Genomic DNA, 14,197 nt, shown 5'->3' on the forward strand with positions numbered 1-14,197 from the left:
TAATAAAGCCGACTCTTGTGAGTTGGCTTTTTTTATGCAACTTTAGCGCCAAAGTTTTCAAATCAACAATTAGTTCAATGAAAAATAGGACAATATATGTCGTACTCATAACACTATGTATAATCGGGTTTTGGCTGTTTGAAAATTTTTATACTCCGGCCACATACTCCAATACCGATGGTTCCAGTGTGGATTTAGTGGAATCGTTTTTTTTGCCTAGCTCTACAACTGGAGAAATAGTGGAACATAATTATTACACACTCTCATATAGTGAACCACATGAACAGCCCGAGTGGGTAGCATACACCCTAAAAAAAGAATATCTCACTTATGATGATCGACAACGACCTTATTTTATAGAAGACCCAAAGGTGAGAACTAAATCCGCTGACTGGAGAAATTATAGGGGGTCTGGATACGATAGAGGGCATTTATGTCCGGCAGGAGACCGGCGTTTTTCCGAACAGGCATATAATGAAACATTTTATACGAGTAACATTAGCCCACAGGATAAATATTTTAATGCAGGGATTTGGAACCGATTGGAACAGAAGGTACGCTATTGGTGCAAAAAATATGGCGATTTAATGGTGGTGACAGGCGGTGTTTTGGAAAATGGCCTAATTGAAATTGGGGACGAAGATGTAGATGTGCCCCGTACTTTTTATAAAATTATATTGAGAAGCAGTGCCGAAGAATCGCAGGTGCTTGCATTTTTGATTCCAGCCAAAGAAAGTCAAGAACCCTTAGAGAACTTTTTGGTTTCTGTCGATGAAATTGAGAAAAAAACAGGCATTGATTTTTTTGAAAAGCAACTTGAGGCATGGCAGGCCAAACTTGAATCTCAAGTGAATTCCTCGGATTGGAAATTTTAAATACCGTCCTTTAATCGGTTGGAGTCCAATTTCAAGAAGATGAACAAAAGCATGGTAAAAAATATTAATCCGGAACCACCGTAACTAAAAAAAGGCAAAGGCACTCCAATAGTTGGTAATAGTCCAATCACCATTCCAATGTTGATGAAGTAGTGGAAAACCAATATGGAAATCACACCATAACCGTACATTCGGCTAAAGTCACTTTTCTGTCGCTCTGCGATATAGATGAGCCTTAAAAAAAATAGTGAAAACAACAGAATCACTGCAGATGTTCCCAAAAAGCCCCACTCTTCACCGACCGAACTAAAAATATAATCGGTGTGCTGCTCTGGTACAAAATCTCCTTTGGTCCGAGTGCCCTCCAGGAATCCTTTTCCTATGAACCCACCGGATTCGATGGCTTTTTCAGATTGATAGGTATTATATCCAATGGTCTTTCGGATTTCATCCAGTTTTTCTTCATCCTTTTCCAAACTCAGCCATAAGGCAAAACGGTCTCGGTGGCGTTGTTCAAATACATTTTCAAAAACAAAGTTCACGGATAGCGAAAAGAGTGTGGAAATAACGATTACACCAAGTACAGGTAGTACAGGAACTTTTACCGAGGCTTTTTTGAAGGTATATATCAGCAGGGCGAGAATAATCAGTCCAATGGCGACCCATACGGTCCCGAACATTAAAGTGGTGGCAAATAGTACGACCGCAAAAATGAGTATCCCTAGATAATAAATTGGAAACCCTTCCCTGAACAGTACAAAAAATAGCGAAAAATAAATAAGGGAACTTCCAGGGTCAGGTTGGGGTAATATCAACAATGCCGGTAATAAGATGATTACTAGGGCATAGAGTTGATGCCTTCCTGTGCGTATATCGGTCTGAATATCACTTAAAAACTTGGCTAGGGCTAAAGCAGTGCCAACTTTGGCCAATTCAGAAGGTTGTAGGTTGAAAAACCCAAGATCATACCAAGATGTTGCTCCTGCTATGGTCTTGCCGAATACAAACAACCCCATTAGCAAAACAATGGAAACGATATAAAAAATGGAGGCGAAGCGTTCAAAAAAATGGGATTCCACAAAGAGTACGAAGATGATGCCCAATGCTGCCAGACCAATAAAAAAAAGCTGTTTTCCGTAGAGTGTGGAAAAGTCAAAAATAGAAGTATGTCCTTCCCCTACGGATGTTGAGTAAATATTGATCCATCCAATAAAGACCAAAAGGGCGTAGAGGATTACCGTAATCCAATCCAACCTTCCAAAAAGTCCTTTACCAGACATATTCGTTTATCTTGAAAGGTTCACCACTGTATGGTTTTGCGTACTCGTGTTCCAACGTTTTTTCCAACATTCTTTTTTCCAGATCTTTTCGTGTAATCTCACCCTTAATGTATTTTTCTATCAAAAGCGAGGCGATATGCCCTGCGTAACGTGAACCGTAGTATCCATTTTCTATATAAACAGCCAAGGCAATTTGCGGATTTTCTACAGGGGCAAAAGCAACAAAAACGGAGTGGTCCGTTAGTTGCATACGTTCACCATCAACCCTTATATAATTTTCAACAGTGCCCGTTTTACCAGCAATTTCAATATCTGGAATCTGAACCCATCTTGCGGTTCCATAATTGTACACATTGGCCATGCCCTCAATCACAGGCTCAAAGTATTTTCTATCGATTGTGGTATAGCGAGGTTCTGTGTATTTGGGATCAATATTGCCATTGTTCCCAACACTCTTAATGATATGTGGTGTGTAAAAATATCCTCGATTGGCAATTGCAGCTGTCATATTGGCCAACTGTAAAGGTGTGGCGGCAATTTCTCCTTGACCTATGGCGTTGGATATGATAGTGGATGCCGCCCATCTGCCATCCCCGTACCATTTATCGTAATAGGCCACATCTGGAATTCTTCCTGGGGCCCCTGTAGGAAGGTCAGTTCCAAGAAAATCTCCAAGACCAAAGCTTTTCATGTGTTTTTCCCAAACATCCATACCTTCATCCGTGGTCTCATATTTGTCAAAAATTTTACGGAAAACCCCGGCAAAATAGGCGTTGCATGATTGATAAATGCCGGAATTCAAATCTCTCACACCTCCACCACAGTGACATCCTCTAAGCGTGTTGCCCACATAAAAGCCATGGTAGCACCTAAATTTGGTTTTGGTATCAATAACCCCTTCTTGAAGACCAATCAGGGCATTTAAGGTTTTAAATGGTGAGCCAGGTGATGGCTGGGCCAAAATGGAACGGTCCCAAGTGGGTTTAGAAATAGTATCGTAATGGAGTTTACTGTAGTTTTTCGAGCGTTTTCTTCCAACTAACAGGGCGGGGTCGTAGGTAGGGCCAGAAATCATGGTCAAAATTTCGCCTGATTTCGGTTCAATGGCTACAATGCCACCTCTTTTACCGTGCATTAATTTTTCACCATATTCCTGGAGTACTTTGTCCAAAGTAATATGTATTTCTTTGCCTTGTTGGGGCAGCGTATCCAATTTACCGTCTTTGTAGGGGCCAATATCCCTGTTAAAGCGGTCTTTTTGAATATGTTTTACACCTTTTCGACCTCTTAAGGTTTCCTCGTACTGTTTTTCAATACCCGTTCGACCCTTTAGCTCACCAGCAACGTAGTATGGGTTGTTTTGAAGGTCCCATTCGTTTACCTCACTAATATACCCAAGCACATTAGCGGCACTTTTAGTATTGTAGTAACGCAATGAACGCTTCTGAATATAAAAGCCTGTAAAGTGGCGCATTTTTTCCTGTAGCTTGGCATAATCCTCTTTGGAAAGTTGAGGTACCAAAACAGAAGGTAAACGAGGAGAATATCTTCTCGCTTTTTCCATTTTAGAAAGAAACTCAGGTTTGTCGATCCCTAATAAGCTACAGAATTCCAAAGTGTCCAAAGGTTTCACCTCCCTTGGGATGACCATTACGTCGTATGCAGGTTGATTCCCTACCAAAAGCTTACCGTCCCTGTCGTAGATATAACCTCTTTCAGGATAGTCATAGACTTTTTTAATGGCAGGATCATCCAATATTTGATCCGCTGAAAACCTGAACAATTGTAAATAGGAAAGCCTACCTATAAAGGTAAACCCTATTAGAACAACAACGGATGAAAGCAATAGTTTTTTCATGAACAACCTAAATTCGTGGGCCCAATATATATACCAACGATAAAAAATACGTATTTATTCGCTTTTCGGACTAAATAGTGAACTGAATAATATACAAAGTATTAAAGTTACAATGCCTGTGGCAAAAACTTTCTTCAAAATTAACAGGATATGGGTGATACTTAAAATTTCAAAAGAGAAGAATATCAGATGGTGAATTAAAACAATTATGGCCAAAAAGGTGATTCGCTGAACCTTGGTGGTGTTTTTAAAGCTGAAATTTTGGAAATCATAGTTCACTCCAAAACAAAATCGCATAACTGCAGGTCTAGCATAGGCCACCGTTACCGATGCTAAAGCATGTAATGCAAGGTTGTCGGAGAAGATGTCGATAACTAACCCCAATAAAAAAGCGGTAAGCATAAAAATGGCTCTATTTCCTTTGATCGGGTACCAATAGAAGAAAATCACATATACCATCGGGTTGATGAAACCCAAGAAATTAAGATTGTTGAAAATGAGAACCTGTGTGAGGACCAACAACGCAAACCGGAGAATATTTATGATAACGGTATTATTCATTCTATGGTTCTTGCCTCTAGTTCTTGAATTTCTTCTTTGTCCTTGTTTTCTATGAGATACACATTTTTGATGTTGGCCATATCGCTAAACAGTTCAACATCAATATTGTAAAAGCTTTTGGACGCATTAAGGTCATATTTTTTAATGGTTCCGATTGGTACGTTCTCGGGAAAAATACTGGACATTCCCCCTGTAACTATGGTATCTCCCACAACCAATGGAACCAATCTGGCAATATCGATCAATTGTACCTCGGTATAATCTTTTGTATCCCAAACCAACGATCCAAAATATTCAGTGCCCTTAATTTTTGCATTGATGTTGGATTTGGTGTTGAGTACACTTTGAACCGTAGCAAAATTTTTGGATACATTTTCCACAATGCCCAAAATACCGTCAGTGGTTATTACTCCCATATCTTGATGGACCCCATCCTCTTCTCCCTTGTCAATTGTAATATAATTGCGGGGAGAGGTAAAACTGTTTTTGATGAGTCTGGCGTTTAAAACTTCGTATACTGCCAAGGTTGAATCCAACGGTTGTATACTATCCTCTTGAGAATTAAACAACATTTTCCGTAACCTCTGATTTTCCTCGGTCAACCTTTGGTTTTCTTCTTGCAGATTGAAATAGGACGATACATCCGACCCAGCACCATAAATGCTTCCGGTCACCCATCGGGATGAATTAAAAAATTTGGATTGATGGTAGGAATGCGAACGAAAGGTCATCACCAAGGCGATAAACGCAAAAAACGCATACAAAAATGCATTTCGATAGCGTAAAACAAAATTGATGATGCGTTGCATGCAATCGTACCGTTAAGAAGGTTTTTGAACTCCTTGAAGTTAATAGAACTGTTGAAAATACAGGTCTATTTTATTAAAATACTTTTATAACGTTCCAAGTTTTTAAGTGCAATACCTGTACCTCTTACCACTGCTCTCAAAGGATCTTCGGCGATGTATACAGGTAAATCGGTTTTTTGGGAAAGCCTTCTGTCCAAACCGCGGAGCATGGAACCACCACCTGCCAAGTATATGCCTGTGTTGTAAATATCGGCAGCAAGCTCTGGTGGCGTTTGGGATAAGGTTTCCATAACCGCATCTTCCACCCTAAGAATACTTTTGTCCAAAGCTTTTGCAATTTCTCGGTAGGAAACATGGACCTGTTTTGGTTTTCCTGTCAAAAGATCACGACCTTGAATGGACTTATCCTCCGGAGGGGATTTCAAATCTTCTGTGGCCGAACCAATTTCTATTTTTATGGCTTCCGCAGTACTTTCACCAACATATAGGTTATGCTGTGTGCGCATGTAATAAATAATGTCGTTTGTGAAAACATCACCTGCAATTTTCACCGATTTGTCACAAACAATGCCACCCAAAGCAATAACTGCAATCTCCGTTGTACCGCCACCTATATCAACGATCATATTCCCTTTAGGCTGCATAATGTCCAGTCCGATACCAATGGCGGCAGCCATGGGTTCATGAATCAAGTATACTTCTTTACCATTAACGCGTTCGGCAGACTCGCGGACAGCACGCATCTCCACTTCTGTAATACCGGAAGGGATACAAATCACCATTCGAAGTGCGGGAGGGAACCATTTTTTCTTCAATGCCGGAATACTCTTGATCATCATGTTCATCATCTTCTCGGAAGCATCGAAGTCGGCGATTACCCCGTCTTTTAACGGTCGTATGGTTTTGATGTTTTCATGGGTCTTCCCCTGCATCATATTGGCTTCGCGACCAACCGCGATAATTTTCCCTGTAACTCGGTCCCTTGCCACAATGGAAGGACTGTCGACCACCACTTTGTCCATGTGGATGATCAGGGTATTTGCAGTACCAAGGTCGATGGCTATCTCCTCGGTCATGAAATCAAAAAATCCCATAGAAATCGTTTGTTTTTCTGATTAACGGTAAAAATTATCGGCTAAAGTACTAAAATTAATGTTTAAAATGCCTAGTGCCAGTCATCACCATTGCCAATCCATTTTCATTGCAGTAATCAATGCTCAATTGATCCTTGATAGAACCTCCTGGTTGTATAACACTTTTAATGCCCGCTTTGTCCGCAATCTCCACACAATCTGGGAATGGGAAGAATGCATCGCTGGCCATTACCGCACCATCCAAGTCAAATTCGAAAGACTTTGCTTTGTGGATAGCTTGGTTCAAAGCATCAACACGTGAAGTCTGCCCTGTTCCGCTGGCGCACAATTGCTTGTTCTTGGCCAAAACAATGGTATTACTTTTGGTGTGCTTGCACAATTTGGAGGCAAAAATCAAATCTTCAATTTCCTCTGAAGTTGGTTTTTTGTCCGTTGCCGATTTTAGATCTTCTTTACTGTCGGTTTTGGAATCCTTATCCTGAACCAATATACCGTTCAAGCAAGTTCTCACCAAAGTGTCTGGCAATTCAGTTTCATTTTGGATAAGAATGATTCTGTTCTTTTTGCCTTTCAAGATTTCCAAAGCATCATCAGCATAGCTGGGAGCAATCACTACTTCGCAGAACAGTTTATGAATTTCTTCGGCCGTAGGCTTATCAATTTCAACGTTGGAAATCAAAATACCACCAAATGCAGAAACTGGATCACCCGCCAATGCATCCACATACGCTTGATGAATATTGCTTCGTGTGGCCAAGCCACAAGCATTATTATGTTTTAAGATAGCAAAAGTTGGGTCGTCATTTTTAAATTCGCCCATTAAGTTTACGGCTGCATCAACATCCAATAGGTTGTTGTAGGATAGTTCCTTGCCGTGTAGTTTGGAGAACATCGCATCAAAATCACCAAAGAAGAATCCTTTTTGGTGCGGATTTTCACCATAGCGCAACACCTTACCTTTGGTCTCGCTGATTTTCAACACGGTCTCTTCTTTCTCCTTGTTGAAGTAATTAAAGATGGCCGTATCGTAATGTGATGAAATATTGAAGGCCTTGGCCGCAAAACGTTTACGGTCTTCCAGGGTTGTGGTTCCGTTTCCTTCCGAAATCACGTTCAAAAAGTCTTCGTAATCCTCCATGGATGACACACAAAGCACATCCTTGAAATTTTTGGCAGCAGCTCTGATCAGTGAAATTCCACCAATATCAATTTTCTCGATAATATCTTGTTCCGATGCACCACTAGCAACGGTTTTTTCAAATGGGTAAAGATCTACGATAACAATATCCAACTGCGGAATCTCAAATTCCTTCATTTGGGACACATCGCTATCGTTGTCCTGCCTGTTCAAGATTCCTCCAAAAACCTTGGGATGCAATGTTTTTACACGTCCGCCCAAAATAGATGGGTAGCTGGTCACATCTTCAACTGGAACGACATTTATTCCTAAATCACGGATAAATTTTTCGGTTCCCCCTGTTGAATAAAGGGTTATACCAAGTTCATCCAATTTTTTTACGATGGGTTCCAGCCCATCTTTGTGAAATACGGAAATTAATGCGGCGGAGGCTTTTTTAGCAGTCATCTTCTGTGTCTTAGAATCAATTTATTAAGCGCACAAAAATACTTTTTTTGAAGCTAAAAAGCAGAACGGTTTATCAACAAAATGTCAGAAATTTTACAAAATTTTGGCCACTTCGGCATTGATGAATTCCAAAAAACGCTCATCTTCATCCTTAAATGGGTCCGGAGTGTTGGAATCAATGTCAATTTGCCCCACATTTTCCCCATTGATGAACAGGGGAACAACAATCTCTGCTTTCACGGCAATGCTGCAGGCGATATAATTATCCTGAGCGGCCACATCGGGCACCACAAAGTTCTCGTTGCTTAACGCAACCTGACCGCAAATACCTTTTCCAAAGGGTATGATGGTGTGGTCGGTGGGAGCGCCAGCGTAGGGTCCCAATTTCAATTCATTCTTATCCCCATTTTTAAAATAGAACCCGACCCAGTCGTAATGGTCGACATTGCTGCGCAAAAGTTCACAGATTTCCCCCAAACGGGCATCAATCGATTTGTTTTCGTCTTTTACGATTTCAAGTACTTTGGGTTCCAATGATTTTAGCATGAGGTAATTTTTTTTGCAAATGTATTGAATACTGAATTTGTTCGACAAAAGAAAAGAAGCTTACAGGCTAAAAACAGATAAAGTTCTGTTAAGCAAAACAATAAATGTTAATATTTTGTAGTTTTGTAGTCAAATGAAACAGGTTTTTCATCAAATACTATCCTCATTAATGGCCCTTTTGGTCTTGGCTTCCACGGTTTCTTGGACGGTGGACAAGCATATTTGTATGGGCCGGGTGATGGATATTTCCTTGTTTGCCCATGCGGACGATTGCGGTATGGACATGGATATGGACAAGGAAAAATCCTGTTGTGACGATGAATCTTTTACCGTTCAAGGTCAGGATGATCTAAAAATTTCATTTGAAAACTTTAGTTTGGACCAGCAAGTCTTCTTGGTAAGCTTTGTCCATACCTATTTTCTACTTTTCGAAATTGGTTCTGATGAACCTACTCCCTTCAGTGAGTACAACCCACCTCCATTGATACGGGATGTACAGGTTCTGGACCAGACTTTCCTTATTTGATTTAACATAGATTGAATGTACCCGACCCAATTGGTTGGGCAACTGGGTTTATACACTTTTTTGAGTCGATCTAATGTTTAAATCAAACCTTTATGCTGAACAAAAGCATCAAATTTTTAATAGAAAATAAATTGGTAGCCGTATTGCTGCTGCTGGTTTTTATGGCTTGGGGTGTTGTGAGCACGCCCTTTAATTGGGATACCGGGGGTGTTTTGCCCACCAATCCCGTGGCAGTAGATGCCATTCCCGATATCGGCGAAAACCAACAAATAGTGTTCACCAAATGGCCTGGACGTTCCCCGCAGGATATCGAGGATCAGATAACTTACCCCTTAACAACTTCCTTATTGGGTATTCCAGGGGTAAAGACGATCCGAAGCTCTTCCATGTTCGGGTTTTCGAGCATCTATATCATTTTCGAAGAGGATGTAGAGTTCTACTGGAGCCGCAGCCGTATTTTGGAAAAACTGAATTCGCTTCCCAACAATCTATTGCCAGATGGTGTAAACCCTGCTTTGGGACCCGATGCTACTGCTTTGGGCCAGATCTTTTGGTACACCTTGGAAGGTCGTGATAAAGACGGTAATGTAACTGGTGGATGGGATTTGCAAGAACTGAGAAGCGTGCAGGATTACTATGTAAAATACGCATTGTCCTCCGCATCTGGAGTATCTGAAGTAGCCTCTATCGGTGGATTTGTACAGGAATATCAAATAGATGTAGATCCCGAACTGATGAAACAGTACAACGTGGGGTTGGACCAAGTAGTCAAAGCCGTAAAGCAAAGTAATCGGGATATTGGTGCCCAGACCTTGGAAATCAACAAAGCGGAATACTTAGTTCGTGGACTTGGCTACATCAAATCTTTGGACGATATCAAAAATGCAGTAGTGACTGCAACGGATTACACCTCCATTCGTGTGCAGGATGTGGCCCGAGTTTCTTTGGGGCCTGCGGTTCGTCGCGGAATTTTGGACAAGGAAGGAGCCGAAGTAGTTGGTGGTGTGGTTGTGGCCCGATACGGAGCCAATCCGTTGGAGGTCATCAATAATGTAAAAGATCAAATAAAAGAGTTGAGTGCGGGACTTCCATCTAAAGTTTTCAAAGATGGGACCACTTCGCAACTTACCATTGTTCCCTTTTATGATAGAACTGAACTCATTCAAGAAACTCTGGGAACCCTAAATGAAGCCTTGACGCTGGAAATTCTCATCACCATTTTGGTCATTGTGGTTATGGTGTTCAACCTTCGGGCCTCTATTCTAATTTCTGGTTTGTTGCCCATTGCCGTTCTCATGGTTTTCATCGCCATGAAAATATTCGGAGTAGATGCCAACATCGTGGCACTTTCAGGAATAGCCATTGCCATTGGGACCATGGTCGATGTCGGTGTCATTCTCTCCGAGAATATTATTCGACATATGGACGAAAACAATGAAAACTTGTCCATAAATGAGGTGGTCTACAATGCCACTTCCGAAGTTTCAGGTGCGATTTTAACCGCCGTACTGACCACGATCATCAGTTTTATTCCCGTTTTCACTATGGTCGGTGCCGAAGGAAAACTCTTCCGCCCATTGGCTTTTACCAAAACGATGGCATTGACGGCATCCATTATTGTAGCGCTCTTTCTGATTCCGCCTTTTGCTGCCATCATTTTTAGAAAGAGAAGCCCAAATCAACTATTCAAGTATATCCGGAATGGCTTTTTGATTTCCTTGGGTTTGGTTGCTATTGGATTCGGATATTGGTTGGGCTTGGCATTGATAGCTTTTGGTGTTTCTGGAATTCTAGAATTGAGAAAAATTCTGGAGGAGAAACAAGCGGGGATGCTTAACGTGGGTATCTGCGTTGCTGCGATCATTTTCTTGTTGGCCACCTATTGGAGACCCTTGGGCTTTGATCGTAGTATTGCCATCAACCTACTTTTTGTTGGCTTGATTTGTGGTGTTTTATTGGGAGTATTTTACCTCTTCAGACAATACTACAGCCGTATTTTGACCTGGGCATTGGAGCATAAATTGTTGTTTCTCTCAATTCCTTCATTAATCGTGGTCTTCGGATTTATGATCATGCGCAACACAGGAGAGGAATTTATGCCATCACTCAACGAAGGCTCGTTTTTATTGATGCCGACTTCTTTGCCGCATGCGGGAGTGGAAGAAAACAAGAGGGTATTGCAGCAATTGGATATGGCCGCTGCCACCGTTCCCGAGATTCAAACCGTAGTGGGAAAAGCAGGTAGAACCGAATCCGCGTTGGACCCTGCACCGCTATCAATGTATGAGAATATTATTCAATACCGCTCAGAATATGAGAAAAATGATGCTGGAAGTCCGCAACGTTTCAAGGTAAATTCCGATGGCTATTTCGAGTTGAGTAACGGAAAAGTACTTGCCAATCCGAATTTGGATGTGAGCAACGAACAAAAGTATGCTGAAAACCACGTGAGCGAACCATTGAGGATAGATCGTAGTCTTTTAATTCCTGATACTGATGGTGAATACTTCCGTAACTGGCGTCCCGAGATTAAAAATCCAGATGATATTTGGAATGAAATTGTAAAGGTGACCAAATTGCCAGGGGTCACTTCCGCACCAAAACTGCAACCCATTGAAACGCGTCTGGTGATGCTTCAAACAGGAATGCGAGCTCCGATGGGAATTAAAGTGAAAGGCCAGGATTTAAAAGAAATTGAGGACTTTGGCCTTCAACTCGAACCTATTTTAAAAGAAGCTGCAGGGGTTAAAGATGAAGCTGTTTTTGCGGACCGAATTGTTGGGAAGCCCTATCTCCTCATTGATATTGACCGTGAAAAATTGGTGCGTTACGGTCTGGTTATCGAAGATGTGCAGCAAATCCTTGAGGTTGCCCTTGGTGGGATGGCATTGACACAAACCGTGGAAGGAAGGGAGCGTTACGGTGTTCGGGTTCGCTACCCAAGAGAGCTTCGAGAAAACCCTACCGATATAGGGAACATTTATGTTCCCGTGCAAAAAGGAAGTCCCGTTCCCTTAAGTGAGCTGGTAACTGTCCGTTACCAGCAGGGACCGCAGGCCATTAAGAGCGAGGATACCTTTTTGGTGGGCTATGTGCTTTTTGATAAGCAAGATGGTTTTGCCGAGGTTGATGTGGTGGAAAATGCCCAAGCCAAGATTCAGGAAAAAATAGATGGCGGTGAGTTGGTTGTGCCCAAAGGCATTAGTTATCAATTTACAGGGACCTATGAGAACCAGTTGCGTGCTGAGAAAACGTTGTCCCTGGTAGTTCCATTGGCCCTATTGATTATTTTTTTGATCCTTTACTTTCAGTTTAGGTCGGTTGCTACTTCCCTAATGGTTTTTTCTGGAATTACAGTAGCCTTTGCGGGTGGCTTTTTAATGATTTGGTTCTATGGTCAGGATTGGTTCCTAAACTTCAGTTTTATGGGTGAAAACCTGCGTGACCTTTTCCAAATGCATACGATTAACTTAAGTGTGGCTGTTTGGGTCGGTTTTATTGCTTTGTTCGGAATTGCCACGGATGATGGAGTAGTGATGGCCACCTACCTTACCCAAACTTTTGATAAAAACAAACCCAACAATTTAAAAAGCATCCGTGCCTCGGTGTTGGAGGCGGGGGAAAAGCGCATCAGACCATGTTTGATGACCACGGCGACCACTATTTTGGCACTTTTGCCGGTGCTTACCAGTACAGGAAGAGGGAGTGATATTATGATTCCGATGGCCATTCCAAGTTTTGGAGGGATGTTGATTGCATTGATCACATTGTTTGTGGTTCCCGTGCTATACAGTTGGAAAAGTGAGTTGCAACTTAAAATGCAAAACCGATGAAAAAGAGATTTATATACATAGTATTTGCTTTAGCAGCTTTTGGGGTAAACGCTCAGTCCTTGGAGGATTATTTGCGGGAAGCTGAATTGAACAGTCCCAAGATCCAAGCCTTGGAACTCCGCTATAACATCGCAAAGGAAAAGGTGAACGAGGTGAACACTTTACCCAATACCACCATTGGTGCTGGGTATTTTGTGAGCGAACCAGAAACCAGGACAGGCGCTCAACGTGCCAAGTTTTCAGTGTCGCAGATGTTGCCTTGGTTCGGTACCATCACAACCCGTGAAAATTATGCCAGCTCCATGGCAGAGACCGAGTATGCAGAAATTGTGATTGCCAAACGAAAATTGGCCTTGTCCGTAGCGCAGTCCTATTACAAATTGTATGGGGTTCAAGCCAAACAGAAAGTATTGAAGGAAAATATAGAACTGCTAAAAACCTATGAGACCTTGGCTTTGACCTCTGTTGAGGTGGGTAAGGCTTCTGCGGTTGATGTTTTGAAACTTCAAATTCGTCAAAATGAACTGCAACAGCAGAAGGAAGTGCTGGAGCAAACCTATCTAGCAGAGCAAGCTGTCTTCAATAATTTACTGCATCGAGATGAAAGTGTTGGAGTTGAGGTGGTGGATGAAATGGACATTCCTGTTGATGACCCAATTTTTAATAAGGAGGATTTGAGCCTTAACCCTGAGTTGCTTAAATATGATCAATTGTATGAATCGGTCACCCAATCTGAATTGCTGAATCAAAAAGCAAACGCTCCAAGTTTTGGGATAGGGTTGGATTATATACCTGTTTCAGAACGGGATGATATGGTTTTTAGCGATAATGGAAAGGATATTGTAATGCCGATGGTCACTTTTTCTGTACCTATTTTCAATAATAAGTTTAGATCAACCACCAAACAAAACGAGCTTCGTCAAAAAGAGATTGAACTGCAAAAAGAGGAGCGGCTGAACGTATTGGAAAATGCCTATGCCAATGCCATTTCTCAATGGAACCAAGCTCGTATTGCGCATCAAACCCAAGCAAAAAACCTAAAACAGGCTAGGGATGCTGAGGAAATCCTAATCAAAAACTATGAAACCGGGACCATCGACTTTAACGATGTGTTGGACATTCAGGAGTTACAATTAAAATTTCAGACAAATCAAATACAATCGGTGCAGTTGTATTATCTACAATCAGCCATCATCAATTATTTAATTAACAAGTAAATTTAAAATGTCA

At 41.5% G+C, this 14,197-nt stretch carries 11 protein-coding genes; 4 read left to right on the forward strand and 7 right to left on the reverse strand.

Going from position 1 to position 14,197, the window contains the following annotated elements; translation table 11 throughout:
- Nucleotides 1–77 precede the first annotated feature (77 nt).
- Complete coding sequence (locus tag D2V08_RS02680; protein WP_119606571.1) at nucleotides 78–875, forward strand: DNA/RNA non-specific endonuclease; 798 nt, start codon at nucleotides 78–80, stop codon at nucleotides 873–875.
- Here D2V08_RS02680 and rodA read toward each other — a convergent pair.
- The 7 genes from rodA to D2V08_RS02715 all read right to left on the reverse strand — a co-directional run bounded on the left by rodA (nucleotide 872) and on the right by D2V08_RS02715 (nucleotide 8,608).
- On the reverse strand, nucleotides 872–2,155 hold the full coding sequence (gene rodA, locus D2V08_RS02685; RefSeq protein ID WP_119606572.1) for a rod shape-determining protein RodA: 1,284 nt from the start codon (nucleotides 2,153–2,155) through the stop codon (nucleotides 872–874). The two genes, D2V08_RS02680 and rodA, sit on opposite strands and share 4 nt — an antisense overlap.
- Nucleotides 2,145–4,013 (reverse strand): peptidoglycan D,D-transpeptidase FtsI family protein, encoded by a 1,869-nt coding sequence (locus D2V08_RS02690; protein WP_119606573.1) that lies wholly within the window; start codon nucleotides 4,011–4,013, stop codon nucleotides 2,145–2,147. Before D2V08_RS02690 ends, rodA begins: the two co-directional genes overlap by 11 nt.
- 54 nt (nucleotides 4,014–4,067) lie before the next feature.
- Nucleotides 4,068–4,574 carry a rod shape-determining protein MreD gene (locus D2V08_RS02695; RefSeq protein ID WP_119606574.1) on the reverse strand — a complete coding sequence of 169 codons (507 nt, stop codon included), beginning with the start codon at nucleotides 4,572–4,574 and terminating at the stop codon, nucleotides 4,068–4,070.
- The gene (mreC, locus tag D2V08_RS02700; RefSeq protein ID WP_119606575.1) at nucleotides 4,571–5,383 is read right to left on the reverse strand and encodes a rod shape-determining protein MreC; all 813 of its coding nucleotides are present in this window, start codon (nucleotides 5,381–5,383) and stop codon (nucleotides 4,571–4,573) included. The genes D2V08_RS02695 and mreC overlap by 4 nt, the downstream gene beginning before the upstream one ends.
- A 65-nt stretch (nucleotides 5,384–5,448) precedes the next feature.
- A complete protein-coding gene (locus tag D2V08_RS02705; protein WP_119606576.1) occupies nucleotides 5,449–6,477 on the reverse strand; it encodes a rod shape-determining protein in 1,029 nt (342 codons plus the stop codon).
- A 55-nt stretch (nucleotides 6,478–6,532) separates the two neighbouring features.
- On the reverse strand, nucleotides 6,533–8,062 hold the full coding sequence (gene purH, locus D2V08_RS02710; RefSeq protein ID WP_119606577.1) for a bifunctional phosphoribosylaminoimidazolecarboxamide formyltransferase/IMP cyclohydrolase: 1,530 nt from the start codon (nucleotides 8,060–8,062) through the stop codon (nucleotides 6,533–6,535).
- 93 nt (nucleotides 8,063–8,155) lie between these two features.
- The gene (locus D2V08_RS02715) at nucleotides 8,156–8,608 is read right to left on the reverse strand and encodes an XrtF-associated fRMsr-like GAF protein (protein WP_119606578.1); all 453 of its coding nucleotides are present in this window, start codon (nucleotides 8,606–8,608) and stop codon (nucleotides 8,156–8,158) included.
- A 133-nt stretch (nucleotides 8,609–8,741) separates the two neighbouring features.
- On the opposite strand from D2V08_RS02715, the gene D2V08_RS02720 reads away from it, so the two are divergent.
- From D2V08_RS02720 to D2V08_RS02730, 3 genes are all read left to right on the forward strand, one after another.
- Entirely contained in the window at nucleotides 8,742–9,134 is a 393-nt protein-coding gene (locus D2V08_RS02720; protein WP_119606579.1) for an HYC_CC_PP family protein, read from the forward strand.
- 92 nt (nucleotides 9,135–9,226) lie between these two features.
- Entirely contained in the window at nucleotides 9,227–12,967 is a 3,741-nt protein-coding gene (locus tag D2V08_RS02725) for an efflux RND transporter permease subunit (protein ID WP_119606580.1), read from the forward strand.
- Complete coding sequence (locus D2V08_RS02730; RefSeq protein WP_119606581.1) at nucleotides 12,964–14,184, forward strand: TolC family protein; 1,221 nt, start codon at nucleotides 12,964–12,966, stop codon at nucleotides 14,182–14,184. The genes D2V08_RS02725 and D2V08_RS02730 overlap by 4 nt, the downstream gene beginning before the upstream one ends.
- The last annotated feature ends 13 nt before the right edge of the window (nucleotides 14,185–14,197 follow it).

Origin of the sequence: Flagellimonas lutimaris (genome assembly GCF_003581615.1) — a bacterium.
In the GTDB taxonomy this organism is placed as follows: Bacteria; Bacteroidota; Bacteroidia; order Flavobacteriales; family Flavobacteriaceae; genus Flagellimonas; species Flagellimonas lutimaris.